Annotated in this window: 28 protein-coding genes and 1 tRNA gene; 9 read left to right on the top strand and 20 right to left on the bottom strand. The window is 67.3% G+C overall.

All coding sequences use genetic code 11. The features are described 5' to 3' along the window. Positions 1 to 27 precede the first annotated feature (27 nt). The 3 genes from QCD70_RS07840 (at position 28) to QCD70_RS07850 (ending at position 2,833) form a co-directional block, all read left to right on the top strand. Positions 28 to 1,125 (top strand): winged helix DNA-binding domain-containing protein, encoded by a 1,098-nt coding sequence (locus QCD70_RS07840; RefSeq protein WP_301214834.1) that lies wholly within the window; start codon positions 28 to 30, stop codon positions 1,123 to 1,125. 82 nt (positions 1,126 to 1,207) lie between these two features. Further along, the gene (locus QCD70_RS07845) at positions 1,208 to 2,161 is read left to right on the top strand and encodes an alpha/beta fold hydrolase (protein WP_301214836.1); all 954 of its coding nucleotides are present in this window, start codon (positions 1,208 to 1,210) and stop codon (positions 2,159 to 2,161) included. A 9-nt stretch (positions 2,162 to 2,170) separates the two neighbouring features. Further along, on the top strand, positions 2,171 to 2,833 hold the full coding sequence (locus tag QCD70_RS07850) for a TMEM175 family protein (protein WP_301214838.1): 663 nt from the start codon (positions 2,171 to 2,173) through the stop codon (positions 2,831 to 2,833). 45 nt (positions 2,834 to 2,878) lie between these two features. On the opposite strand, the gene QCD70_RS07855 is transcribed toward QCD70_RS07850, so the two are convergent. After that, a complete protein-coding gene (locus QCD70_RS07855) occupies positions 2,879 to 3,433 on the bottom strand; it encodes a YceI family protein (RefSeq protein WP_055931921.1) in 555 nt (184 codons plus the stop codon). Positions 3,434 to 3,587: 154 nt separating this feature from the next. Here QCD70_RS07855 and QCD70_RS07860 point away from each other — a divergent pair, with 154 nt between their 5' ends. Together QCD70_RS07860 and QCD70_RS07865 are read left to right on the top strand one after the other, a co-directional pair. Continuing rightward, positions 3,588 to 4,217 (top strand): mycothiol-dependent nitroreductase Rv2466c family protein, encoded by a 630-nt coding sequence (locus QCD70_RS07860; RefSeq protein ID WP_301214841.1) that lies wholly within the window; start codon positions 3,588 to 3,590, stop codon positions 4,215 to 4,217. Between the two features lie 46 nt (positions 4,218 to 4,263). Next, positions 4,264 to 5,433: a coiled-coil domain-containing protein gene (locus tag QCD70_RS07865; protein ID WP_301214843.1), complete on the top strand. Its 1,170-nt coding sequence runs from the start codon at positions 4,264 to 4,266 to the stop codon at positions 5,431 to 5,433. On the opposite strand, the gene QCD70_RS07870 is transcribed toward QCD70_RS07865, so the two are convergent. Together QCD70_RS07870 and QCD70_RS07875 are read right to left on the bottom strand one after the other, a co-directional pair. After that, positions 5,434 to 6,258, bottom strand: coding sequence for a UbiA family prenyltransferase (locus tag QCD70_RS07870; RefSeq protein WP_301214846.1), 825 nt, complete (start codon positions 6,256 to 6,258; stop codon positions 5,434 to 5,436). It abuts the gene before it with no gap. A gap of 46 nt (positions 6,259 to 6,304) precedes the next feature. Continuing rightward, positions 6,305 to 6,820 carry a MarR family winged helix-turn-helix transcriptional regulator gene (locus QCD70_RS07875; RefSeq protein WP_301214848.1) on the bottom strand — a complete coding sequence of 172 codons (516 nt, stop codon included), beginning with the start codon at positions 6,818 to 6,820 and terminating at the stop codon, positions 6,305 to 6,307. A gap of 39 nt (positions 6,821 to 6,859) precedes the next feature. Here QCD70_RS07875 and QCD70_RS07880 point away from each other — a divergent pair, with 39 nt between their 5' ends. Beyond that, positions 6,860 to 7,900, top strand: a complete 1,041-nt coding sequence (locus tag QCD70_RS07880; RefSeq protein WP_301214850.1) for an FUSC family protein — start codon at positions 6,860 to 6,862, stop codon at positions 7,898 to 7,900. Here QCD70_RS07880 and QCD70_RS07885 read toward each other — a convergent pair. From QCD70_RS07885 to QCD70_RS07895, 3 genes are all read right to left on the bottom strand, one after another. After that, entirely contained in the window at positions 7,877 to 9,511 is a 1,635-nt protein-coding gene (locus QCD70_RS07885) for an MDR family MFS transporter (protein WP_301215280.1), read from the bottom strand. The two genes, QCD70_RS07880 and QCD70_RS07885, sit on opposite strands and share 24 nt — an antisense overlap. Positions 9,512 to 9,537: 26 nt before the next feature. Further along, a complete protein-coding gene (locus QCD70_RS07890; protein ID WP_301214852.1) occupies positions 9,538 to 10,170 on the bottom strand; it encodes a TetR family transcriptional regulator in 633 nt (210 codons plus the stop codon). Between the two features lie 65 nt (positions 10,171 to 10,235). Next, positions 10,236 to 10,865: a TetR/AcrR family transcriptional regulator gene (locus QCD70_RS07895; protein ID WP_301214854.1), complete on the bottom strand. Its 630-nt coding sequence runs from the start codon at positions 10,863 to 10,865 to the stop codon at positions 10,236 to 10,238. Positions 10,866 to 10,999: 134 nt separating this feature from the next. Here QCD70_RS07895 and QCD70_RS07900 point away from each other — a divergent pair, with 134 nt between their 5' ends. After that, positions 11,000 to 12,523, top strand: coding sequence for an ABC transporter substrate-binding protein (locus QCD70_RS07900; RefSeq protein WP_301214856.1), 1,524 nt, complete (start codon positions 11,000 to 11,002; stop codon positions 12,521 to 12,523). A gap of 30 nt (positions 12,524 to 12,553) precedes the next feature. Further along, positions 12,554 to 14,212, top strand: coding sequence for a DUF5597 domain-containing protein (locus QCD70_RS07905; RefSeq protein ID WP_301214858.1), 1,659 nt, complete (start codon positions 12,554 to 12,556; stop codon positions 14,210 to 14,212). A gap of 15 nt (positions 14,213 to 14,227) precedes the next feature. Here QCD70_RS07905 and QCD70_RS07910 read toward each other — a convergent pair whose 3' ends face one another. From QCD70_RS07910 to QCD70_RS07975, 14 genes are all read right to left on the bottom strand, one after another. Further along, positions 14,228 to 14,590, bottom strand: a complete 363-nt coding sequence (locus QCD70_RS07910) for a VOC family protein (RefSeq protein ID WP_301214860.1) — start codon at positions 14,588 to 14,590, stop codon at positions 14,228 to 14,230. A 79-nt stretch (positions 14,591 to 14,669) separates the two neighbouring features. Continuing rightward, a tRNA-Ala gene (locus QCD70_RS07915) sits at positions 14,670 to 14,745 on the bottom strand. A gap of 106 nt (positions 14,746 to 14,851) precedes the next feature. Continuing rightward, positions 14,852 to 15,229 carry a ribosome silencing factor gene (rsfS, locus tag QCD70_RS07920; protein WP_301214862.1) on the bottom strand — a complete coding sequence of 126 codons (378 nt, stop codon included), beginning with the start codon at positions 15,227 to 15,229 and terminating at the stop codon, positions 14,852 to 14,854. Between the two features lie 6 nt (positions 15,230 to 15,235). Continuing rightward, positions 15,236 to 16,255, bottom strand: coding sequence for a hypothetical protein (locus tag QCD70_RS07925; RefSeq protein WP_301214864.1), 1,020 nt, complete (start codon positions 16,253 to 16,255; stop codon positions 15,236 to 15,238). Next, on the bottom strand, positions 16,252 to 16,854 hold the full coding sequence (nadD, locus tag QCD70_RS07930) for a nicotinate-nucleotide adenylyltransferase (RefSeq protein ID WP_082480193.1): 603 nt from the start codon (positions 16,852 to 16,854) through the stop codon (positions 16,252 to 16,254). The genes QCD70_RS07925 and nadD overlap by 4 nt, the downstream gene beginning before the upstream one ends. 12 nt (positions 16,855 to 16,866) lie before the next feature. After that, positions 16,867 to 17,088: a hypothetical protein gene (locus tag QCD70_RS07935; protein ID WP_301214868.1), complete on the bottom strand. Its 222-nt coding sequence runs from the start codon at positions 17,086 to 17,088 to the stop codon at positions 16,867 to 16,869. Between the two features lie 57 nt (positions 17,089 to 17,145). Beyond that, positions 17,146 to 18,414 carry a glutamate-5-semialdehyde dehydrogenase gene (locus tag QCD70_RS07940; RefSeq protein ID WP_301214869.1) on the bottom strand — a complete coding sequence of 423 codons (1,269 nt, stop codon included), beginning with the start codon at positions 18,412 to 18,414 and terminating at the stop codon, positions 17,146 to 17,148. A 10-nt stretch (positions 18,415 to 18,424) separates the two neighbouring features. Next, the gene (proB, locus tag QCD70_RS07945; protein WP_301215283.1) at positions 18,425 to 19,204 is read right to left on the bottom strand and encodes a glutamate 5-kinase; all 780 of its coding nucleotides are present in this window, start codon (positions 19,202 to 19,204) and stop codon (positions 18,425 to 18,427) included. A gap of 11 nt (positions 19,205 to 19,215) precedes the next feature. Then, entirely contained in the window at positions 19,216 to 20,730 is a 1,515-nt protein-coding gene (gene obgE / locus QCD70_RS07950; protein ID WP_301214870.1) for a GTPase ObgE, read from the bottom strand. Between the two features lie 92 nt (positions 20,731 to 20,822). After that, positions 20,823 to 21,077: a 50S ribosomal protein L27 gene (gene rpmA / locus QCD70_RS07955; protein ID WP_044442950.1), complete on the bottom strand. Its 255-nt coding sequence runs from the start codon at positions 21,075 to 21,077 to the stop codon at positions 20,823 to 20,825. A 14-nt stretch (positions 21,078 to 21,091) separates the two neighbouring features. Further along, on the bottom strand, positions 21,092 to 21,400 hold the full coding sequence (gene rplU, locus QCD70_RS07960; protein ID WP_301214877.1) for a 50S ribosomal protein L21: 309 nt from the start codon (positions 21,398 to 21,400) through the stop codon (positions 21,092 to 21,094). A gap of 196 nt (positions 21,401 to 21,596) precedes the next feature. Then, positions 21,597 to 22,958: a hypothetical protein gene (locus QCD70_RS07965; protein ID WP_301214879.1), complete on the bottom strand. Its 1,362-nt coding sequence runs from the start codon at positions 22,956 to 22,958 to the stop codon at positions 21,597 to 21,599. After that, positions 22,948 to 23,679, bottom strand: a complete 732-nt coding sequence (locus QCD70_RS07970; RefSeq protein ID WP_301214881.1) for a TIGR03943 family putative permease subunit — start codon at positions 23,677 to 23,679, stop codon at positions 22,948 to 22,950. Before QCD70_RS07970 ends, QCD70_RS07965 begins: the two co-directional genes overlap by 11 nt. Positions 23,680 to 23,683: 4 nt before the next feature. Further along, positions 23,684 to 24,751 carry a permease gene (locus QCD70_RS07975; RefSeq protein WP_301214883.1) on the bottom strand — a complete coding sequence of 356 codons (1,068 nt, stop codon included), beginning with the start codon at positions 24,749 to 24,751 and terminating at the stop codon, positions 23,684 to 23,686. Between the two features lie 71 nt (positions 24,752 to 24,822). Here QCD70_RS07975 and QCD70_RS07980 point away from each other — a divergent pair, with 71 nt between their 5' ends. Next, complete coding sequence (locus QCD70_RS07980; protein WP_301214885.1) at positions 24,823 to 25,101, top strand: DUF4031 domain-containing protein; 279 nt, start codon at positions 24,823 to 24,825, stop codon at positions 25,099 to 25,101. Positions 25,102 to 25,114: the final 13 nt, after the last annotated feature.

Below are 25,114 nucleotides of genomic sequence, written 5' to 3' on the forward strand. Positions count from 1 at the left end.
GGGCGAGCCGAGGCGCACAATAGGCAGATGCGCCGCACAGACCGCACCATGATCGCGAGCCTCCGGCTTGCCGCGCAGCGCCTCTCGGGCAGCACGCTCGCCGAACCCGCCGACGTGGCCACGGCGATGCTCGCCCTGCAGGCACAAGACCTCTCGAGCGCGCAGTGGGCCCTGGCCGTGCGCAGCCCTTCCTCGACACTCGCCGACGTCGACCGGGCCTTCGATACGGGCACGATCGTGCGCTCGTGGCCCTTTCGGGGAACGCTCCACGTGACCCCGGCGGTCGATCTCGGCTGGATGCTCGAGCTCACCCGCGACAGGATCGTGCGGGGTGCCGCCACGAGGCACGCTGGCCTCGGTCTCGACGAGTCGGTCTTCGCCCGCACCACCGACGTCGTGCGCGGGGCCCTGCGGGGCGGCGCCCGGCTGTCGCGGGCCGACCTCTTCGCCGAGCTCGACGCATCCGGGGTCGCCACCGACCATCAGCGAGGCGGCAACCTGCTCTGGTACCTGGCCCACACCGGGCTCATCTGCTTCGGGCCGATGCAGGGCACGGGCCAGGCGGTGGTGCTCACCGACGAGTGGATCCCCGAGCCTCGTCGCCTCTCGCCCGACGAGGCCCTGACCGAGCTGGCCGTGCGCTACTTCACCTCTCACGGACCCGCGACGCTGCGGGATCTGCTGTGGTGGAGCAAGATCCTCGTGCCGGAGGCACGGAGGGCAGTCGAGGGTGCGGGCGACCGACTGCGCCAGATCGTCGTCGACGACACCGTCTACTACCTCGGCGCAGAGCAGACCGAGGCCCGTCCCGCTCCCCCCGTGCTGCTGCTGCCCGGCTTCGACGAGTACCTTCTGGGTTACGCCGATCGCGACGCGGTGCTTCCGCCGGAGCACAGCGAGCGGGTCGTGCCGGGGGCGAACGGCATCTTCCTGCCCATGGTCGTGGCGAACGGGCAGGTCGTGGCCACGTGGCGGCGAACGATCCGTCGCGGCACGGTCGACACGGTGGCGACCGCGTTCGAGCCGATGGCGCGAACGACCGTGGGGCGCGTCGAGAGAGCTGCCGCCGGCTATGCCCGGTATCTCGGCGTGCAGCCCGGGTCGACGACGGTCGTCGACGCGTGATCAGCGACTGACCGACTCCTGATCGGCGCCCGCCGGCCCAGGCGCAATCCGACGCCCGTGCCGCCTACGAATACGGGGAGACATGACCGATCCCGACACCGCCGACGCGCTGTACGCCCCGTTCGGCCTCGACGATGACGCGGCATCCCTGCAGTTGGTGCCGATCACGGTCGACACCCCTCTCGGGCCGGTGCGCGTGCACCGCTCGCCCACGAAGAGCGGATCGACCGCAACCCTCCTGTTGCACGGGGCGGCAGGATCCTGGACGACCTGGGCGCCCCTCATCGAGACCGCCGTCGCCGCAGGCCATCCGCTCACCGACGTCGTCGCCATCGACCTGCCGGGCTGGGGCGCCTCGCCCGGCCCTCGCATCCGGTCGCAGCTCACCCTCGACGCCCTCGCCGACGTCGTGTGGCAGATCGTGCACACGCAGCTCGGCTACGACCGCGCCGACATCACCGGACACTCCCTCGGCGCCTTCATCGCGCTGCACCTGGCAGCGACACGGCCGGCTGAGGTCGAGGCAGTGCGACTGATCTCGGCCACGACATTCTCGGTTCTGGCCAGCGTGGAGCACCCGGTGCGATCGTTCCGGGCGGTGCCCGGCTTCACGATGCTGCTCGCCGTGTTCCGGGCGCTCCGGATGGGAGGCGACCGGGGCATCCGGCTCGTGCAGGCCGTGCGGCGCGCCGGGCTGCTGAGACTCGCCGTGAGCCCCCTGTTCCGTCACCCTCTGCGCGTGCCACGCTCGGTGATCGAGGCGCTGGCCGACGAGGTTCGACCCGACAGCTTCGTGCGCGCCGCCGACGCGACGCGCGGCTACGACCCGATGAGGCGATGGCGGGCCATCTGCTGCGCCGTCTGGGCGGTGCGGGGCGACAAGGACTCGTTCGTGCCGTACCGCGACCTCACGGGCCTGCTCGGAGCGATACCGCAGGCCACGCTCGCCGAGATCGGCGACTGCGGCCATTTCGCCCATGTCGAGCGCCCGCGCGAGACGCTCGAAGCACTCGGCCTGATGGCCGCACGCCGCTAAGGTCGGATTATGGCAGCGGATCTCCCCTCGGACGCACGGCAGCCGGTCTCGACGCGACGGGTCGAGGCCTTCACCGACGGCGTCTTCGCGATCGCGGCGACCCTGCTGGTGCTCGACCTGACGATCGACGGGTTCGACAGGGCCACGACGAACGACCAGCTCTGGCGCGAGCTGCTCGGGCTGCAGCAGAACCTGCTCTCGTTCGTGATCAGCTTCCTGCTGCTGTGCTTTCTCTGGTCGGTTCACGTGCGGCAGTTCGAGTACCTCGAACGCGTCGACAGCACCCTGACCCTGCTCAACACGGTGCGGCTGCTCGGGGTGGTGCTGATCCCCTTCACCACGAGCCTGAACAGCGAGTACTCGGAACTTCTGGCGGGGCGCCTCGCCCTGCCGATCAACTTCCTGTTCGTCGTCGCGATGGGCGTGGCGCAATGGGAATACGCGACCGGCTCGAAGCGCGGACTCGTCGCGGGTCTGTCCGACGAGACCCGGCGCAGATACCGCACGAACGGTTTCGTCGCGGTGGGACTGGGTGTCGTCGTCGTCGTTCTGGCAGTGTTCGTCGGCCCGTGGGCGTTCCTCGCCTACACGCTCAGCGCGATCCTGCAGCGAGTCGTCAACAGGCCGGCACGACGCGCTCGCCCCGCACACGACGAAGCCGCCGACCGGTGATTCCGGGCGACGGCTTCGACAGGCGGACGACCCGCCGGAGAGTGACTACTTCTGGAGCGAGGCCTGAAGGTCGATCGTGATGGTGACCTCGTCGCCGACGAGGACTCCGCCGGTCTCGAGCGGCGCGTTCCAGCTGACACCGAAGTCGTTGCGGTTGATCTTGGTGGTCGCGGTCAGTCCGGCCTTGTAGTTGCCGTACAGGTCGTCCTGGAAGCCGCCGAACTCGAGGTCGAACGTGACCGGCTTGGTGACGCCCTTGATCGTGAGGTCGCCGTCGACGAGGAAGTCGCCGCCCTCGTAGCGGATGCCCGTGGACACGAAGGTCAGCTCGGGGTGCGTGGGGGCGTCGAAGAAGTCGTTGGTGCGCAGGTGACCGTCGCGGTTCTCGTCGTTCGTGTTGATCGAGACGACCTCCGCCTTGGCGGAGACGCTCGAGTCGAGGGGGTTCTCGCCGGTGGTGAACGTGGCGTCGAACTTCTCGAACTTGCCCTTGACCTTGCTGATGAGCAGGTGGCGAACGCTGAACGAGACCTCGGAGTGCGAGGGGTCGATGGTCCAGGTGCCGGCTTTGTAACCCGGGATGGTGATCGTGTCGGTCATGATTTCTCTTTTCGTCTGAGACAGAAGGGAGTGGGAGCAGAACCCACTTCGATACAAATGCATGTACCTCCGGGATTATTCCACGCCGAGGAAACGAGATCCTGAATGCGCGATGAATGTCGTCATGCGGCGACACAGTTGAGAGGATTGCACCATGACCAATGACAGAACACGCGTGGATTTCTGGTTCGACCCCTCCTGCCCCTGGGCATGGATGGCGAGCCGCTGGGTCGATGAGGTCGCGGGACACCGCGACCTCGATGTGCACTGGCACATCATGAGCCTGGCGATCCTCAACGAGAACAACGACGTCGACGAGTCCTACCGCGCGTTCTTCCCGCGCGCCCTGCGCTACGCCCGGGTGGTGGCGACCGCCGAGGCCCTGCACGGCGAGTCCACGCTCAAGCCGCTGTACGACGCACTCGGCACGCGCATCCATCTCGACGAGCGGGCGACCGACGTCGAGGCCGTGATCGTCGAGTCGCTGGCCGAGGCCGGTCTCGATGCGTCGATCGCCGATCGCGCGCTTCCGGATGCCGATGGCCGGTTCGAATTCGAGGCCGAGCTCCGCGCGTCGCACCGCAGCGGCATCGACCTCGTCGGCGACGACGTCGGAACGCCGATCATCGCGGTGAACGGCGTGGCGTTCTTCGGCCCCGTCATCTCGCCGGCACCCCACGGAGACGAGGCGCTCGCCCTCTGGGACGGCGTCGTCGCAGTCGCGTCGTACGACGGATTCTTCGAGCTCAAGCGCAGCCGCACGCGCGACCCGATCTTCTCGTAGTCGCGCTAATCCCGGGATTCCCAGACGGGTCGCCTACCCTTGAATCATGGCCCACCCCGTTCTGCGATTCCTCGGCGTGCTCGCAACGGTCACCGCGCTCGTCGCGGTGCCGTTGACGGGCGCGGCCGCGGGGCCTCTCCGCACCGCCGACTATCCGTCGTGGGACGACGTGCAGGCGGCCAAGCAGAACGAGGCCACCGCCCAGGCGGAGGCCGACCGCATCACCGGGCTGCTCGACGAGCTCGAGGCGACCGCAACCACTCTCAGCAACGAGGCCCTGGAGCGCGGTCAGGAGTACCTCATCGCGACCTACAACAGAGACGCGGCGCAGACCTCGGCCGACGACCTAGAGACCCGAGCCGATCAGGCTGCGGCCACGGCCGAGTCCACGAAGAAGCAGGTCGGCCAGATCGCGGCCCAGCTCTACAAGTCCGGTGGCGACAACGGCACGGTCAATCTGCTGCTCAACGGGGAGAAGTCCGACGAGCTCCTCTACAAGCTCGGCACCATGAGCCAGTTGACGTCGCAGACCGTCGGCCTGCGCGATGCGGCCGAGATCGCCGCGAACAACGCCTCGTCGCTGCGAGCGCAAGCCGACGCCGCGCTCGCCGAGCGCGACCGACTGTCGACCGAGGCGGAGACCGCGCTCGAGGCCGCCGAAGACGCCAAGGCGGCCGCCGACGCCCAGGTCGCTGAGGAGAAGGCGCACAGCGCCACGCTCTACGAGCAGCTGGCCTCGCTCAAGAACACGACCGCGGCCGCCGAGCAGGGCTACCGCGAGGGCCAGGCGAAAGCGGCCGAGGAAGCTGCTCGAAAAGCAGCCGCCGACGCAGAGGCGGCAGCTGCGGCGGCAAACGCCGGAGGAGACGGCAGTTCGTGGGTGCCGGACTCGTCGTCTGTGGCGTCACCGGCAGAGGCCAAGGCCTACGCCTCTTCCGTTCTCGGCAATTACGGCTGGGGTGGCGACCAGTACGGATGCCTGGTCACTCTCTGGAACGGAGAGTCGGGCTGGCGGGTGAACGCCTACAACACCAGCAGCGGCGCCTACGGAATCCCCCAGTCGTTGCCGGCCAACAAGATGGCAAGCGTATCCAGCGACTGGCCGACCAATGCAGCCACCCAGATCACCTGGGGGCTCAACTACATCAGCGGCAGATACGGCAGTCCGTGCAACGCGCTGGCGTTCTGGAACGGGAATTCGCCGCACTGGTATTGATCACCGCGCGACGATAGCCGGACCAGCCGCAGCCAGCAGGATCACGTCGACGACGGCGCTGGCGATGATGAGCTGGAACAGCAGTCGCGTCGGCGGCCTGGTCAGAGCCAGCACGATGCCGGCGACTGCGATGGCCACCCCGGCGACGAGCCCGATCACCGCCACCACGACGAGCGCGGGCGAGGCGGCCGCGATGCCGGTGCACGCCACGATCGAGGCGAGCGCGAGCGACGAGAAGGCGATCACGCTGGATGCTCCGCGCCCGAGGGCGTGAGGCAGTCCCCGCACTCCGGTGCGGGCGTCGTCGGCGAGATCGGGCAGCACATTGGCGAAGTGGGCGCCGAAGCCCAGGAGCGCTCCCACGGCGATCGCCCACCAGGCCGAGGGGCGGGGCTCCGAGAGCGACAGCGTCACGAAGAGCGGAAGCGTTCCGAAGGTCACCAGATAGGGCACTCCCGACGCGAGCGTGCGCTTGAGCCACGCGTTGTAGCTCCAGCCCGACGCGATGCCCACGAGGTTGACGACGGCCGCGAGGGGCCCGAGCAGCAGGGAGAGCGGAACGGCGATCGCTGCGGCGGCAACGGCCGCAGTTCGAACCGCAGAGCGCGTGACCAGACCGGATGCGATCGGCTTGTCCGAGCGGGCGACGGCCGTATCGCGGTCGGCATCGATCCAGTCGTTGCTCCACCCGATCGACAGCTGGCCCGACAGCATCGCCGCACCCACCAGAACCACCCGCAGCGGTTCGACACCCGTTCCGATGGCCAGGACGACGGTGACAAGGGTGACTGCGGCGGCGGGCCCCGGGTGGGACGCACGAATCATCCCCCGGAGCATACGTCGAATTATAGGTACGGAGCAGGCCCGCGCTTCACCCGCGCTCGATACTCGCCAGAAGCAGAACCAGGGAATGCTCGAGGGCCACGCGCTCTTCCATCGTGAGCCCGGCCAGGAGAGCCTCCTCGGCGGAGAGCTGCAGGGGGAACACCTCGTCGGCGAGGGCCCGACCCGAGTCGGTGAGGGCGATCAACGCTCCCCTGCCGTCCGCGGGGTTCGACGACCGCTGCACCAGGCCGCGGCGCTCGAGCCCCTTGAGCCTCTTCGTCGTCGACGGGGCGGTCGCCAGGGAGATCGTGCGCAGTTCCCCCGGCGACCGCGGCGCTCCGGAGCGCCGAAGGGCCGCGAGGATGTCGAATTCTCCCCTGGTGAGGCCGTGGGCGGCGAGCACGTCGTCGCTGTGATGCACGATGCGAGCGGCGCTGCGCAGCACGCGCCCCACGACACCGATGGCGTCGAGGTCGAGATCCGGCCTCAGCCGATGCCATTCGGCCTGGATGTCGTCGACCGCGTCCGCGGGACGGTGCGCGTCGGGCGTGCGTTCGATCATCGTGCCTCCGGGAAGTAATTTACTAGTAAACTATATCCAATGAGCTCCGCCACCCTGCCCCGCGCCCGTCATCTCGTCGCATTCGGCCCGCACAACGGGGCCCACACCGTGGCCCTCCGCGCCGGCATCTCCATGGCCGTCCCCCTGCTCGCGCTCTGGTTCACCGGCCACCTCGAGTTGTCGCTGTATGCCACCTTCGGCGCGTTCGCCTCGCTCTACGGGCGCAGCCACAGCCACCTGGCCCGGTTCCGCATGCAGTCCGTGGCGGCCGCCATGATGGTCTCGGCCGTCGTTGTCGGAACAGCCGTGGGCATCTCCGACGCGCGCGAGTGGATCGTCGTGCCCGTCGTCGCGGCCGCCGCCGCGCTCGCCACACTGCTGTCGAACGCCGTCGCGCTCCACCCGCCCGGCGCCCTGTTCGTGGCCTTCGCCGTCGCGGCGTGCGCGTCGGTGCCGAGCTCGCCCGCCACGATCGGTCTCGCCCTGGCCGTCGCATCCGCCAGCGCCGCCCTGTCGCTGGCCGTCGGCGCCATCGGCGCGATCCGGCCGTCCGCGCGGCATCGCCCTCGTTCGACCTTCGCCGTGTCGTTCCGAGACGCCCTCGCCAGGCCGGGCGAAGCATCCGCCGTCGCGCGCCTGGTCACGGGAGTCCTGGTCGCCGGAGCCGTGCCCACCCTGGCGGGCATCGGGCATCCGTACTGGGCGATGGTCGCGGTGGTCGCCGCCCTGTCGGGGCCGGATGCGACGGCGCGGCTCGTGCGCGCCGGCCACCGCATCCTGGGAACGGTCGTCGGAATCGGCCTCGCAGCCGTTCTCTTCGCACTCGACCTGCCCGCCCTCGGCACGATCGCCGTCGTGATCGCGCTGCAGGTGGCGGCCGAACTGTTCGTCGGCCGCAACTACGGCCTGACGATGGTGTTCGTCACACCCCTCGCCCTGTGCATGATCGAACTCGCGCACGCGGCCGACGGCGGCGCGCTGATCGCCGATCGGCTCGTGGAGACGATCTTCGGCGCCGCCGTCGGCATCGTGCTCACGCTGGTCTGGCGGCCGCGGTCAGCTGCGGTCGTCGGCGTGTGACCTCTCGGGAACATCCGTGGTGACCGACGAGGCTGCTCCGGCTGAGCGCTCCTCGGCCTCGAGGCGTTCGGCTTCCTCTCCCCCGACCGCCTCGCCGCGGGCCACGAGGCCGGCGACGTCGGACAGCGGGATCTGCTTGAGGAACAGCGACAGCAGGAACGCGAGTCCGATGAACGGCAGCAGGTACCAGAACACGGGCGCCAACGCGTCGGCGTAGGCCGTGACGATGCCGTCGCGCACGCTGTCGGGCAGCTGCGAGAGCGTCTGCGGGTCGAGCGTGGATGTCGAGGCCGCTGCATCCGAGGCACTGGCGCCGGCGTTCGTGAACACCGTCGTGAGGTTCTCCGAGAGGCGCGTGGTGAAGATCGTGCCGAACACGGCCACACCCAGCGAGGCACCGACCTCGCGGAAGTAGTTGTTCGTGCTCGTCGCGGTTCCGACCATCGACGGGTTCACCGAGTTCTGCGCAACGAGAACGACGACCTGCATGATGAGGCCCAGGCCTGCGCCGAAGACGAACAGGAACACGCAGATCAGCCAGATGGGCGTCTCGGCGGTCAGCGTCGTCATGGCGACCATCGCGGCGGCCGTCAGCAGCGTGCCCACGATCGGAAAGAGCTTGTAGCGGCCCGTGCGGGTGATCGCGATTCCCGAGACGATCGACGTGCCGATGAGGCCCGCCATCATGGGCAGCATCAGCAGTCCGGATGCCGCGGCGGAGGTTCCCGAGGACATCTGCAGGAACGTGGGGATGAATCCGATGGCCGAGAACATGCCGAGGCCGAGTGTGAGCCCGATCAGGGTCGCGTTGACGAAGGTGCGGTTCTTGAAGAGCGCCAGCGGGATGACCGGGTCCTTCGCGCGCGCCTCGACGATGACGAAGAGGATGGCGGCGACCAGCATGCCGCCTCCGAACATCCACGTCTCGGGGGCTGCCCATCCGTGGTCGGTCTTGTCGCCGCCGAAGTCGGTGAAGAAGATGAGGCAGGTCGTGAAGGCGGAGAGCAGGATCACGCCGAGGATGTCGATCGGCTGCGTGGCCTTCTTGCTCGGCAGGCGCAGGGCGAACCAGGCGATGGCGAACGCCGCGATGCCCACGGGGATGTTGATGTAGAACGCCCACTGCCAGGTGAGGTGGTCGACGAAGAAGCCTCCGAGCAGGGGGCCGCCGACAGCGGAGAGGCCGAAGATCGCACCCAGCGGTCCGAGGTACTTGCCGCGCTCGGAGGCGGGGACGATGTCGGCGATGATGGCCTGCGACAGGATCATGAGTCCGCCGCCGCCGAGGCCCTGCATGGCGCGGAAGACGATGAGCTGGGTGAAGTCGCCCGCGAACGCGCAGCCGACCGAGGCGATCGTGAACAGGGCGATGGCGATGAGGAACAGGTTGCGGCGGCCGAGCACGTCTCCGAATTTGCCGTAGACGGGCATCACAATGGTGGTCGCGAGCAGGTACGCCGTCGTCAGCCAGACCTGGTGCTCGACCCCGCCGAGCTGCCCGACGATGGTGGGCATGGCGGTGGACACGATCGTCTGGTCGAGGCTCGACAGGAGCATGCCGGCGATGAGTGCGCCGAAGATGATCCAGATGCGCCTCTTCGTGAGGAGCATGGGCCTCTCGGCGGTGGAAGCAGTGGTCACGGCTGGGCCTTTCGAGGAGTGGGAGCGGCCATCACGGTGCGTGCGGCGGCGAGGGATTCGGTGAGGAGTGAGGCGAGGTCGGTCGGACCGGCGAGGCCGTGCAGGCGGTCGCCCACGCTGCGTAGAAGGCTGAACAGGATGTGCACGACGGCCTGCGCCCGCAGGTCGTCGGTCGTGACACCCTCGCGTTCGGCGACGAGGGCGATCACCTGCTTCTCACGTTCGATGTTCATGCCGATGAAGCGCTTGAGAAGACGCGGTTCGCGGTCGAGGGCGGCGAAGAAATGGGCGTGCTCCTCGGCCGTGCCCTCCATGGCACCGAAATGCTGGATGGCCAGCTCGAGCAGGTCGTCGATCACCACGGGCCAGCCGCGCGACCCCCGGGCCCGGAACTGCTCGGCGAAGACCTGCGACTCGGCCTCGGGATCGGCACCGATGACGGCGTCTTCCTTCGTGGGGAAGTAGTTGAAGAAGGTGCGCCGAGAGACGCCGACCTCATCGCAGAGTTCTTCGATCGTGAAGCCGCCGAGCCCGTGTTCCGCCGTGAGCCGACGCGAGATCGAGGTGAGGCGGGATGCCGTCTCGACCATGCGCCGCTGACGCCGATCGATCGTTGCACTTTCATTCATAGAGTGCATTGTTGCACTCTTAAGCCTCTGGTGCAATTTCGTGGGCTGCCGCTACTTCCGATCGGTCAGTCGTGACTACTCGCGATCTCGTTCCCGCCGAGCAATACACCCACCGACTTTATTAACACCGGCACGAAGGGAACATCCGGATCAGTGAGCCACTGGAGTTGCAGGCCATCCCACACGGCGATCACCGCGGCCGCCGCCATGTCTGGATCGACCGACGAGTCAGTCCTGCCGAGCGCCTGATCGCGCCGAACGGCCGCCGCCATCTCGCTTCGAAGCGTGACGTACCGCCGGTGAAACCATGCATGAGCGGCATGCCCCGACGTCGATGCCTCGGCGCCCAGAACAGCGAGAAGTCGCAGAAGCTCCGGATGACCCAGGTTGTACTCGGCCAACCAAGCGATGCCGCCGAGCAGCCCCTCCGACTCTGTCCGCGACTGAAACTCTTCGCGTGCACCCTCGTCGGCGTTCTCGAGAACCGCTTCCAGCAGAATCACCTTGCTCGGAAAGTGATGCATCACGCTGGTGATGCTCAGATCGAGGTCTTTCGCGACCTGCCGAAGGGAGCCGCCCGTATAGCCCTTCGTCGCAAACACGAGCGTGGTGGCATCGATGATCTGCTGCCGCCGAGCCTCGGTATTGGCGTACTGGCCTCTCACGCTGCCGGGGGCAGGATCCTGAACGGTCATGCACGCCATGCTAGCCGCCCGCCGCTGGCTTCCTGGAGCCGTCATCACCAAACCCGAGCACGTGTAACAATTTCGTGCTACGGTCATCCTCAGCTCGATCTACGAGAGATCGTCATATCTGAAAAGGACCAAGGATGTTCCACTGGAAAAGAGCCGCGATCGCGACGATCGCTGTCGGCGCGCTGGTCGCAGGACTCGCGGCATGCGCCAGCGAAACCGATTCGTCCACCGACTCATCGACACTGACCCTGGGCATGCTCGGACCGGCGACCACATTCGCCGCCGCAGACGCATCGTGGGCGAACGAGACGCCATACCTTCAGGCCGTCTACGACACGGTTCTCAGAGCCGAACCCGACGGAACGATCATTCCCGGTCTCGCAACCGCGTGGAGCTACAACGATGACAACACCACGCTGACGCTCACTTTGCGCGACGACGTCACATTCACTGACGGCACGGCGATGACCGCCGACATCGTCGGGCAGAATCTCCTGCGTTTCCGCGACGGAACCTCGCCGAACAGCTCTCGCCTTGCCGCCGTGCAGAAAGTATCCGCTGTCACTGACACCACCCTCGAGGTGACGCTCAGCGCGCCGGATCCGGCGCTGCTCGGCTACCTGGCCCAGAATGCCGGTCTCGTCGAGAGCCCTTCCGCGTTCGACTCGGCCGACATCCAGACGGAGCCGGTCGGATCGGGGCCTTACATTCTCGACGAAGCGAAAACGGTCGTCGGCTCGAGCTACGTCTTCTCGAAGAATCCCGACTACTGGGATCCGGAGTCGGTGCACTACGACAACCTCGTGCTGAACGTGTACGCGGATCCGACGTCGCTGCTGAATGCGATCAAGGGGGGCCAGGTCAATGCGAGCCAGACCATCGACGACAATACGCTGCCCGAGATCGAAGCCGCCGGATTCACGCTCACCGCTCTGGAGCTCGACTGGACCGGCCTCATCCTCTTCGACCGCGCCGGTGAGCAGACGCCCGCGCTTGCAGACGTGAGTGTACGACAGGCGCTCAATTACGCCTTCGACAAAGAGTCGCTGCTGAAGACCGTGGGGCAGGGCCGCGGCACCGTCACGTCGCAGGTCTTCCCCGAGAACTCCTCCGGCTTCGTGCCCGAACTCGACGACGCCTATCCCTACGACCCCGCCAAGGCAAGGGAACTTCTCGCGGAAGCCGGCTATCCGGATGGCCTCACGATCTCCATGCCCACAACCGCGGCGCTGGGATCCTCTCTGTGGACGTTGATCGATCAGCAATTGAAGGACGTGGGGGTCACCGTGCAGAGCACCGACGCCGGCAACAACTTCATCGCCGATCTTCTGTCCGCGAAGTACTCCGCCTCGTGGATGCGCCTGCAGCAGGACCCCGACTGGGCACTCATCAATTTCCAGCTGACCCCGGACGCCGCCTGGAACCCGTTCCACTACGACGACCCCACGGCCGACGCCCTTATCGCGACTGTGCGCACAGCATCCGGAGACGACTACGACGCCGCCGTACAGGCAGTGAACGAGTACGTCGTCGACCAGGCCTGGTTCGCGCCGTGGTACCGCCCGGAGTCGACATTCGTGACCGACGCCAACACCTCGGTCGAGCTCCAGACGGGCAACTCCTATCCGTCGCTCTGGAACATCCGGCCGAAGGAGTAGCCGCATGCACACCCGCGAAATCGAGACATCATGACGCACCTCTCACCACGGCCTCCACGGCTGACTGCAACCGGCCTCGTCGTCGACGGGAAGCCATTCACCGTTCTCGGCGCAGAAATTCATAACTCGAGTTCAAGCACGATCAATGCCATCACCGAGTCGTTCGAGAGAGTTCGGCGGCTCGGAGCCAACACGGTCCTGGCTCCGATTGCGTGGGACCTCTTCGAACCTGAAGAGGGCACCTTCGACACCACCCTGATCGACGCCATGCTCGATCAAGCCGAGCGTCATGGACTGCGCCTGATCCCTCTCTGGTTCGGTTCATGGAAGAACGGCCAGTCCAGTTACGTGCCCGCGTGGGTCAAGCAGGACAGCGTGCGCTTCTCCCGCGCCGAATCCCTGTCGGAAGGACGAGTCGAGCACCTCTCGCCATACTGTTTGCAGTCACGTGCCGCCGATGCGCGAGCCTTCCTCGCTCTGATGGAACACTGTGCCGCCGCCGACTCGCATGGCACGATCATCATGGTGCAGGTGGAGAACGAAGTGGGCCTTCTCGGAGACTCCCGGGATCGCAGCGCTTTGGCAGAAGCCGCGTGGGAGTCGGCGGTGCCCGGGCGCGTCCTCGATGCCCTGGCCGATGCAGCCGGCACGCCGGTGCACACGGACTGGCGGAGCAGAGGCTCCTCGACAGAAGGGTCGTGGAGCGAACTGTTCGGGGACACCCCGCAGTCCCACGAGGCCTTCATGGCCCATGCTTATGCGGGTTACATCGAGGCCGTTGCGTCAGCCGGTCGATCGGCCTTCGACGTTCCTCTCTTCGTCAATGCCTGGCTCGACAACTCGGCATCAGATTCGCCACAGCCGGCGCTCTCCCGTATCGATCCGTCGGACGCCACAACCGAGGTGGCCTTCGCAGGTGGAGCCCTTCCGGGCTCCTACCCGAGCGGAGGCCCGCTCCCCCGGGTCTCATCTATCTGGCGCACCCTCGCACCGACGCTGGACATCCTCGCCCCCGACTACTATTTCGGGGACCCTCACACGATCTTCTCCGACTTCACCAGGGCGAGCGGGCATCTCCTCATCCCGGAGATGCGTCGATCGACTCTCGGTGTGGGCCACATGTTCCTGGCGATCGGCGAGTACGACGCAATCGGAGTCTCACCGTTCGGGGTCGACTCCATTCAGCACGGCGACACCGACGAAGCAGCCCTCACCGACGGCTACGCGCTGCTCTCGCACGCGATCGCGCTGCGCGACGAGGCAAAGTCGACTGAGACGCACGCGTTCGTTCTGACCGAGGATCGTCATCAGGTCTCGTTCTCGCTCGGATCGTATGTTGTGGACGTGAGCAGCAAGGACAGCTTCGGACTCTTCGAGCCGACGTGGCCGGCTTATGGCATAGTCCTCCATGAATCCGACGGGCAGCTCGTGGCAATCGGTCGAGGATTCACGTTGTCGTTCGCGGCAGCCGAGGGCAGCGACTTGAAGGCGGGGATCCTGTCTGCGGACGAGCTCTCGCAGCGACCGACAGGCGAGACGGTCGTGGCGCGTCGATGGAACGGGGACGAGACCGCATCCGGTCACGGAATCCGGGTGCCCCCACTCAGGCCGCCGGCCAGATCCGAGTTTCCGATTCCGCTGATGCACGCGAGCACCGGAGCGGTGAGGATCCGGTTGTACCACTACTAGGCATCATCGATTCGCCTAGATGTGGCTCGCGACGTTGATCGTCTGTCCCGCCGGGTCGCGGACGAAGAATCGACGTATCCCCCACGGCTCGTCGCGGAGTTCGCGGACGATCTCGAGATCCGAGTTTCGGGCGAGCGCGTAAGCCGCATCGATGTCGGCCACCTCGATGGAGACGTCGACAGAGAGCAGCTGCGGGTCGACCGCCGTCTCACTCGGCCACGCCACGATCACCTGCGTCGTGGGCGTGCTCGTCGAGGCGAGCATCAGCATTCCGTCCTCCTCCATCGCGACACGGAAGCCAAGGAACCCCTCGTAGAAACGGCGCCCTTCGGCTGGCCGCTCCGTCTTGATCACGGGCATGGCTCTACGAATCTCCATACCGGCATCCTGCCATTCGTCCTCGCGCACGGCACCTGCGGGGCAAAAGAAAAAGAACCGCCCTTTCGGGCGGTTCCTCTGGTGGAGCTGAGGGGATTCGAACCCCTGACCCCCTGCATGCCATGCAGGTGCGCTACCAACTGCGCCACAGCCCCGTTCATGTCTCCGTCTGGGCTTTCACCCGGGCCGAAACAACTTGCCTAGCTTACAACACAGATCCCGCTCAAGAAAAATCGAGAGGCGATCAGAGTGTCGTCACGCTCAGGCACTGGCCTCTGTCGAGGCGACCTCGATCGGAACGACCGGGCAGTCCTTCCAGAGGCGCTCGAGCGAGTAGTACATGCGGTCCTCCTCGTGGAAGACGTGCACCACCAGGTCGCCGAAGTCGAGGAGGGCCCAGCGGCCCTCGGAGAGGCCTTCGCGGCGCTGGATCTTGACGCCCTGCTCGGCGAGGCGGTCGATGATCTCCTCGCCGATGGCCACGACATTGCGCTCATTGCGGCCTGAGGCGAGGAAGAAGACGTCGGCAAGGGGAAGCGGACCGGAGACGTCGAGGGCGACGAGATCGGATGCCTGCTTCGAATCTGCGGCCGAGGCCGCGATCTGGGTGAGCTCGATGGAGCGTGCTGAGGCTGTCAATTGAATTTAGAAGATCCTGAAGACGAAGGCGGCGAGCAGAAGGCCCACGACGCCGATCGCGAGTACACCCGCGGTGATCGCGAGGACGACGGGCACGTTGGCCCTGCCCCGCTTGGGAGGAGCGACGAGGGCGTTGTTGGATGCGCCCGTGCTCACGGCTCGGCTGGCGCTGACAGGCGCGACGTCGTCGCCGCTCTGCTCGGTCTCGCCGACCTCGAGGAGGGCGTCAAGGTCTTTCGACTCGATGCCCGCTGCGGGAGCGCCGCTGGCGCCCATGCTCGACGGCAGGTCGATCGATCCGGTGATGATGACCTCACCGGTCTCGTCGAGCGCCGTGCCCATGTCCATGCTGCTCGGAACGGCCGGCAGCACGAGGGCGCTGGTCTGCGACGAGTTGGTCGATCCGACGGTTCGCGACGAGATGAGGTCGTCGAACGATGCGTCGGCGTCGTCGATCTTGGCGGGCGCCTGCTCGTCGGGAACGACGGCGGGCGGCTGGAAGATCGGCGCGAGAATGGGGCCGCTCGAGAGCGATTCGACCGTGATCTCGGTGACGGAGTCGCCGTCATCGGGATCGTCGTCGATCGGCACGTCGTCGGTGCGCGGGTCATCGATACGCGGTTCATCAATGACCAGCTCTTCGACGATGGGCTGCTGCTCGGCCGCCTCGGGCGCGAAGCTCGAGATCGGGTCGGATGCGCCGCGGGCTCCGACGGGAGAAGGCGTCTGCAGGGCGTCGTCGCCCTCGTCTGCCGGCACCGTCTCGGAAGGCTCGTCGACGACGACCGCGTCTTCGACGACCTCGGTCACGTCCGATGTCTGGGTGGCCTCGGCCGTAGGCTCGGCGTCGGGCGCGGCATCTGGGCTCGCAGCAGCGGGCGCCTCGGCCGAATCGTTCTCGGAGGCGCGTCGTGCAGCTTCTTCCTGCACCTTCGCGGGGTCTTGCCGGTCTTTCTTCGGCATGGTGCGCTCGAGTTCGCGCAACTGGCGCCGAGTCAGCGGCTGCTCGTCGGGAGACAACGTCATTCAATACTCCGATATAGATGGTGCTTGGTGATGTACTGTACGACACCGTCGGGTACCAAGTACCACACCGGAAAACCCCGGCCCACCCGGCCGCGTATGTCAGTGGACGATATCGCTAGAGCCGGAACTTCCAAATAGCTTACGTCTTCATGCGGCAAAGCGGAAATGGAGAGCGGATGTCCGGGCCGCGAGACGGCGACGAAGTGCGCCAGCGACCACAGTTCCTCGGCGTTCTTCCACCCCAGGATCTGCGCGATCGCGTCGGCTCCCGAGATGAAGAACAGGTCTGCGTCGGGCCTCTGCTCGTGCAGGTCGCGCAGGGTGTCGATCGTGTACGTGTCGCCGACCCGGTCGATGTCGACGCGGCTGACGGTGAAGCGCGGGTTCGACGCCGTGGCGATCACCGTCATGAGGTAGCGGTGCTCGGCCGGCGTTACCACCTTCTTCTGCCACGGCTGGCCGGTGGGAACGAAGACGACCTCGTCGAGGTCGAACGACTGGGCCACCTCGCTGGCGGCCACCAGGTGCCCGTGGTGAATGGGGTCGAAGGTTCCACCCATGACACCGATCCGGGCACGCCGGCCGTTCGTGGAGGTCACGTTCTTCGGTGCCTAGTGGTCTGCGCCCGTGCGGTCTGCGTGGCCGTGAGGGTCGTGCGTGGCGGCGTAGGCCGCGGACTTGCGCGGGTGGCGGTTGGCCACGTCGCGGTAGCTCCACATGACGGCGGCGAGGGCGGCGAAGATGACGAAGGCGATGAGTCCGAAGACGATAGCGGGGAACGGCAGCTCCACGTGGGCTTCAACTTCGGCCAGGAGGCTTGTCACAACTGACATGGTTCTCTTTCGTCGTCGGTGGCGCGCAGAACATCACGCGGTCGATCAAGGATACCGCTAAGCGCGCACCTGCCCGGTTCCCCGCACCAGCCACTTGGTGCTCGTGAGCTCCGGCAGCCCCATCGGCCCGCGCGCGTGGAGCTTCTGGGTCGAGATGCCGACCTCGGCGCCGAACCCGAACTCGCCGCCATCGGTGAACCGCGTCGACGCGTTCACCATGACCGCCGCCGAATCGACCTCGCCGAGGAACCGTTCGGCGTTCGCCAGATCGTTCGTGACGATCGACTCGGTGTGATGGGTCGAGTACCGGCGGATGTGCTCCATCGCCTCGTCGACATCGGCCACGACCCGCACGCCGAGGTCGAGCGTCATGTACTCGGTGCTCCAGTCGTCTTCGGTGGCCTCGACGGCGTCGGGGAACAGGGCGAGGGCACGCGCGTCGGCGTGAATCGTGACACCGGATGCGCGCAGCGCGGCGAGCACGCCCGGCAGCAGGCGGGCCGCCGCATCTTCGTGCACCAGCAGGGTCTCGAGCGCATTGCATACGCTCGGCCGCTGCACCTTGGAGTTGTGCACGATCGCGGTCGCCATATCGAGGTCCGCGCTGGAGTCGAGGAACACGTGCACGACGCCGGCGCCCGTCTCGATGACGGGAACGGTGGACTCGGAGACGACCGTGTTGATCAGGGCCGCGCTGCCTCGGGGAATCAGGACGTCGATGTAACCGCGGGCCGTCATGAGCGCGGTGGCGCCGTCGCGGCCGAATTCGTCGATGGTCTGGGCGGCCTCGCGAGGCAGTCCCACCGACTCGAGCGCACGCTGGATGAGATCGACGAGCACGCGGTTGGTGTTTTCAGCGGCGGATCCGCCGCGGAGAACCACGGCGTTGCCGCTCTTGATGGCCAGGGCGGCGATGTCGATCGTGACGTTCGGCCGCGCCTCGTAGATGGCCCCCACCACGCCGAAGGGAACCCGCACCTGCTCGATGCGCACGCCGTTGGGAAGCGAGCGCCCCCGCACCGTCTCGCCCACCGGGTCGACCAGGCCGACGAGCTCGAGCGTCGCCGCGGCCAGCGCGTCGATGCGCCGCTCGTCGAGCGTCAGCCGGTCGAGGAGACCGGATGCCAGACCGTTCTCCCTGCCGTTGGCCAGGTCGAGGTCGTTGGCCGAGACGATGGCCGGCACGTTGGCCCTCAGCTGCTCGGCGATGGCCGACAGGGCGCCGTTCTTGATGTCGGTGGTCGCCCGCGCGAGGCTGCGCGCCGACGTGCGCGCGGCATCCAGTTTGTCGGTGAATGCGGTGGCGGCCAGTGTCGAAGTGGGCATGACGCCCAGTTTACGACGCCGGAGCCGCGTCGAACCAGGTTCCGACGGGCTCGCCGGCCAGCGCCTGGGCGGCCTGCGGAGTCGAGGTCAGGATGACCGCCGTGCCGTTGCTGGCCGCATACCGCGCGGCAGAGACCTTCGTGGTCGCTCCCCCGGTTCCGAGACCGGTTCCGACATCGCCGACGACCACACCGTCGAGCTCGTCGCCGTAGGGAACGTGCGAGATCAGGATGGCGCCGGGCTCGAGGGGCGGGCGCGTGTAGAGCGCGTCGACGTCGGAGAGGAGCACGAGCAGGTCGGCCTGCACGAGTTCTGCCACGAGGGAGGCGAGCCGGTCGTTGTCGCCGAAGCGGATCTCGTGCGTCGCGACCGTGTCGTTCTCGTTCACGATCGGCAGGATGCGCAGCCCGAGCAGGCGCTCCATGGCGCGTTGCGCGTTCGACCGGGGCGTCGGGTTCTCGAGGTCTCCGGCCGTGAGCAGCACCTGGCCGGCCACGATGTCGAAGCGGTCGAGGCTGTCCTGGTAGCGGTAGATGAGCACGTTCTGGCCGACCGCGGCCGCCGCCTGCTGCGTCGCCAGGTCGGTGGGCCGGTTCTCGAGCTGCAGATACGGCATTCCGGTGGCGATGGCGCCCGACGACACGAGCATGATCTCGACGCCCCGGCGGTGCGCCGTGGCGAGGGCGTCGACGAGCGGAGCGATCTGGCCTGCGTTGTCGCCGGAGATCGACGACGAGCCCACCTTCACGACGATGCGTCTCGCGCGCCCGATGTCGCTGCGATCCGCCAGCCTGACGCGGGTCACTCCTCGTCGGAGCTGTCTTCGCGCCAGAGCCCCGCCTCTTTCTCGCGCACGAGCTCGGCACGCGCCTCGGCCTTGGCGTCCATGCGCTCGAAGTACTCCTCGCGGCGCTGGTTGCTCGTGCGTCGACCGTCTTTGAGCAGTCGGGGATCGAGACCACGCGGGGCGGTCACGAGTTCGGCGGTCGACGTCATGGTGGGCTCCCAGTCGAAGACCACGCCGTTGTCGAGGCCGATGATCACCGTCGAGCCCGCCTGGGCGCCCTTCTTGAAGAGCTGGTCCTCGACGCCGAGCTTGGCCAGGCGGTCGGCCAGGAAGCCGATCGCTTCCTCGTTCGTGAAGTCGGTCTGCTGCACCCAGCGCTCGGGCTTGGTGCCCAGCACGCGGTAGATGTTGCCGCCAGAGCCGCCCTCGACGCGCACGGTGAAACCGGCCTCGTCGACGGCGCGGGGGCGCATCACGAGACGCGGCTTCGGCGGAGCGTCGATGAGAGCCTGGCGACCGTCTTCGACGAGCTGCCCGAGCGCGAACGACAGGGGGCGGAGGCCCTCGTGGCTGACGGTGGAGATCTCGAAGACGCGGTAGCCGCGGGCCTCGAGTTCGGGCGTGACGAAGTCGGCGAGCTCGCGCCCCTCTGGCACATCGATCTTGTTCAGCGCGATCAGCTGCGGGCGTTCGAGCAGCGGGATCTGGCCCTCGGGAACCGGGTAGGCGGCCAGCTCGGCGAGGATGATGTCGAGGTCTGAGATGGGGTCGCGACCAGGCTCGAGGGTGGCGCAGTCGAGCACGTGCAGCAGCGCGGTGCAGCGTTCGACGTGACGCAGGAACTCGAGGCCCAGCCCCTTGCCCTCGCTGGCGCCCTCGATGAGACCGGGAACGTCGGCGATCGTGTAGCGGGTCTCCCCCGCCTGGACGACGCCGAGGTTGGGGTGGAGAGTGGTGAAGGGGTAGTCGGCGATCTTCGGCTTGGCGGCCGAGAGAGCGGCGACGAGGCTCGACTTGCCGGCGGACGGGTAGCCCACGAGCGCGACGTCTGCGACGACCTTGAGCTCGAGGCGCACATCGCCCTCGAAGCCCAGCGTTCCGAGCAGGGCGAAGCCCGGTGCCTTGCGCTTGGTGTTCGCCAGCGCGGCGTTGCCCAGCCCGCCCTGGCCGGCCTCGGCGACGACGACGCGCATGCCGGGGTCGGTCATGTCGGCGAGCTCCGTGCCGTCGGCGTCTTTGACGAGCGTGCCGATGGGAACGCTCAGCACGAGTTCGTCGGCGTTCGTGCCGCTGCGGTGGTCTCCCATGCCGGGACCGCCGTTCTCGCTGCGGCGGTGCGGCGAGCGGTGGAATCCGAGGAGAGTGGTCACGCCGGGGTCGGCGACGAGAACGATGTCTCCGCCGTTGCCGCCGGTTCCGCCGTCGGGGCCGGCGAGAGGCTTGAACTTCTCGCGCTTCACCGACACGCAGCCATTGCCGCCGTTGCCTGCGCGGAGGTGGAGTGTCACATGGTCAACAAACGTTGCCATCTGCTCTCCTTACGTTGATGTTTCTGTGAAAAACGAAGAATGGCAGGAGCGGGCCGAAGCCCGCCCCTGCCATCTGTGCGTGCGAGGTGGTGCTACTCGCCCGCCACTATGTTGATGACCTTGCGGCCGCCCTTGTGACCGAACTCGACCGAACCGGCGGCGAGTGCGAACAGGGTGTCGTCTCCGCCACGGCCGACGTTCACGCCGGGGTGGAAGTGGGTGCCGCGCTGGCGGACGATGATCTCGCCCGCTCCGACGACCTGGCCACCGAAGCGCTTGACGCCCAGACGCTGTGCGTTGGAGTCACGACCGTTGCGAGTGGAACTCGCGCCCTTTTTATGTGCCATTAGCTCTTCCTGCCCTACTTGATTCCGGTGACCTTGACGCGGGTCAGGTCTTGACGGTGACCCTGGCGCTTCTTGTACCCGGTCTTGTTCTTGAACTTCTGGATGACGATCTTCGGGCCGCGGAGGTCTTCGAGGACCTCGGCGGTGACGGTGACATTGGCGAGCGATGCGGCGTCGAAGGTGATCTTGTCACCGTCGACGAGCAGCACGGCGGCCAACTCGATGTTGCCGTCTTTGTCGGCCTTGATGCGGTCGAGGGTGACGATCGTGCCGACCTCTACCTTTTCTTGCCGACCACCGGCGCGCACAACTGCGTAAACCACTTCAGTACCTATTCTCTAGAGAGCGAATGCCCACAAAACTCGATTGACACGCGGGCTGAGCCAAGCGCGCGCCAACGGACAACTTTACGTCACACTCGAGCCCCGGTCAAACCCGGAGCACGATGATAAGCGCCTTCCCCCGAGGGTTCGGTCGGAGTCTTTGCGCTCTCGACAGCATAACAGCCTCTTGCGCCGACTACGGCCAGGTGATGCGCAGCCCCGCCAGCGTGCGCACGACGGCGCCGCTCGACCGGTCGACAAGCGAGGTGACGACGTCGGTCTGGGCCCCCGCCGCCACGGCGATCGCGAGGTACTGCGCATTCGGCGACTGTGTGATCGACACGATGCGCGCATCCTGCGACCCCGTGTCGAAGACGACCGTCGCGCCGGAGGCGTCGCTCCGCACCACGACCTGCCTCGATCCGCCGGCCGCGTCGTCGAGTGCCGCGACCGTGACGGTCGACGAGCCGTCGGCGCCCAGAACAGGAAGCCCCAGAGCCGTCGCACCGTCGGGAAGGGCGACGTCGAGGGGCGACACCTGCCCCGAGAGGAGGTCGAGCACCTTCGCCGAGCCCGGTGATCCGATCACCGACTGCGTGCCCGCGGGGGCCACCTCTCCGAGACCGTCGTAGTCGCCGATCACGGCGCCCTGCTGCAGAGCGGAGTCGTAGATCGACAGCACACCGTCGGCGACGGTCTCGACGAGGGTGCTGTCGGGGATGAATCGCCACTGGTCGACCGCGAGGGGCTGGCCGATCACCGTTCCGGGCAGCGTGAACGAGGTGTGCTTGGCGAGGAGGTCGAACAGCAGCAGAGTGTTCGAGTACCCGGCGGACGGATCCTGGCTGGTGAAGCGCAGGCCGAGCATCGCCTGCTTCACCGACGAGCCGAGCTGCGTGATCGTGCCACGCCCGGGCAACGGCAGGGTCTCGACGGCCGTCTGCCCGGGAACGATCAGCACGAGCTGCGACATGCCGTCGTCGGCCGTCGTCGACACCGCCAGACTCGAGCCGACCACGGCGAAGTCCTGGATGCCCGGGGCCGAGTACACGACGTCGCGTGCGGTGCCCTCGACCGTGGTGCGCACGATCGCGTCGTCGGCCCGGCCCGACGCATCCGGCGCACCCGGCTGCAGGTAGTAGACCGGCGGCGAGCCGGTGGTGAAGGCGTAGTCGAACGTCGACGTCGCATCCTGGAACGGGCTCGTGACCCCCGACACCGACACGACGTAGTCGGTGTCGTACAGGAGCCGCTGGTCGAAGGTGATCGAGAGGGTGCTGCCGTCTGTGGCGACCGCCAGGGGCACGCTCGGCGACACGCTGACCTGCTCGGCGTCGACCTCGGCCAGCGCCTCGTTCGAGTGCATCAGCAGCCTCTGCTGTGCCAGCTGCACGACGCTGTCGGTGTCGATGTCGGCGCGGGCCAGCCGCGGCCCCTGGCCCAGCGTCAGCGCCGCGAGTCCGCAGCAGGCCATGACCAGCACGACGATCAGCGTGATGAGGGTGCGTGCGAACGACCGGCCGCCGGTCGGCGCGGCTGCCTGCGTCTCAGTAGACATAGGGATCGCTCGGCTCATCGACCGCGGTGACCTGCTGCGGTACGAGCACCATGGGCTGGCGGCTCTTCACGCTCGGGTTGAGGTCGAATGCCCCCGACACCTCGACCCACTCGTCGAGCGTCACCGACGACTTCCAGTCGGGCTGGTAGACCGGCACGCCCACGGGCTGCGCATCGGCGGCACAGCACGTGACGAAGAAGCGGGTGACGAAGAACACGTTCTCCGGGTCGTCGGGATCGGCGCTGACGAACCCCGTGAGGTTCGCCGAGCTGCCGGCGATACCCTGCAGATCGGTGCTCTGGCGCAGCGCGGTGGCCCACTCCTTGACCCCGTAGTCCGCCGTGTCGCCCGTCGCCTGCGCCGCTCCGGAGCCCACGACCGTTCCGCTGTTCACGCTGCGCTGGTCGGCAGTGGCCGAGGTGAGCGTGGCGGGCGGAAGCAGCATGAGCGCACCCGCGCCGAAGACGCATGCGACCACGACACCGAACGACACGACCCTGCGCCAGGCTCGTCGCGCCGCACCTGTTTCGGACGCGTCGTCTGTCGGCACGCGCACGACGAAGCTCGCGACCACCACCAGGATGCCCACGATCGCGGCGATCACGGTGAAGACGAAGTAGCGCGGGTGCACATAGAGCCCCAGGTCGCCGTTCGCCCAGAACCACACGGTGGCCACGCACGCGGCGAGGGTCAGGACGACCCCGATCCAGCGCTGCTTCATCGCGTCAAACAAGGACGTTCACCGCCAGACCCAGGGCTGCCGACATCAGCCCGACGAGCACCGAGACCTGCACCAGCGTCTTAGTCGTGAACGTCGTGCGCATCAGGGCGAGCATCTTCACGTCGATCATCGGCCCGAACGTCAGGAACGACACGATCGCGCCGGTGCTGAAGATGCCCCCGAACGACAGGATGAAGAACGCGTCGACGTTCGAGCAGACCGACACGACGAAGGCCAGTGCCATGAGGGCGAGCACCGACCAGACCGGGTTGCTGCCGAGCGCCACGAGCACGTCGCGCGGCACGATGGTCTGGATGCCGCCGGCCACGAGCGATCCGATGATCAGCGCAGGCATGATTCCCGTGGTCTCCCGCACGAACATGGCCAGGCTCCGCACCGTCCGGGAGCCGGATTCGTGGTGCGCCACCTCGCATTCCCGGGCGAAACCGGGCGTCAGCAGCGCATCCGGAGCGGGATGGCGGGAGTAGAGCCAGCCGATCGTGTTGGCGATGACGAAGCCGCCCACGAGGCGAGCGACGAGGATGATCGGGTCGCCGCCGAAGGCCTGCTGCGTGGTGATGATCGTGATCGGGTTGAGGATCGGCGCCGCGAGCAGGAAGGTGAGCGACTCGGGAACGGTGAAACCGCGGATGATGAGGCCGCGGGCGAGGGGAACGTTGCCGCACTCGCACACCGGCAGGAGCATGCCGATCAGCGATATGCACGCGCGGCGAGCCGTCGGGTTCCTCGGCAGGATGCGGTCGAAGAAGCCGGCGGGAAGCCAGACCTGCACGATGACGGCGAGCACGATGCCCAGCAGTACGAACGGCAGCGACTCGACGATCACGCTGATCGAGAGAGTGACGAAGTCCTGCATGCGGTTCGGCAGGCTCACGCCGAGGCCCGGAATGAATGCACGTACGGCGAAGAGAGCGCCGACGATACCGGCACCGATGCCTATGCGCACCAGCAACTGCCTGCCGGTCACCGTCGCCGAATGGGTGTGGCCGTCGTGCTCGTCATGGCCCGCGTGCGCTCCGCGCTCCTGGTGCTCGAGCCGAGGGGAAGTCATCGCGCACCAGAGTACAAGTCGAGCGGCCCGGCGAAGCTGGGAAGCGCCGCACAGACGTACACTCGTGCACTATGACCGTGCTGATCGACTGGCCCATCTGGCCCGCCCACGACACGGTCTGGGGACACCTCGTCAGCGATTCATCGCTCGACGAGCTGCATGCCTTCGCGCGAGCCGCAGGACTGCCGCGGCGCAGCTTCGACCTCGACCACTACGACGTGCCCATCGCTCGGCACGCAGAGCTCGTGGCGGCAGGAGCCCTGCCTGTGAGCTATCACGACCTCGTGCGCCGACTCGAGCGCAGCGGACTTCGTGTGAAAGGCCGCGACCGCCCCGGGCGGGGACGGTAGCGGCCTCTCACAT

Origin of the sequence: Agreia sp. PsM10 (assembly GCF_030433855.1) — a bacterium.
In the GTDB taxonomy this organism is placed as follows: Bacteria; Actinomycetota; Actinomycetes; order Actinomycetales; family Microbacteriaceae; genus Agreia.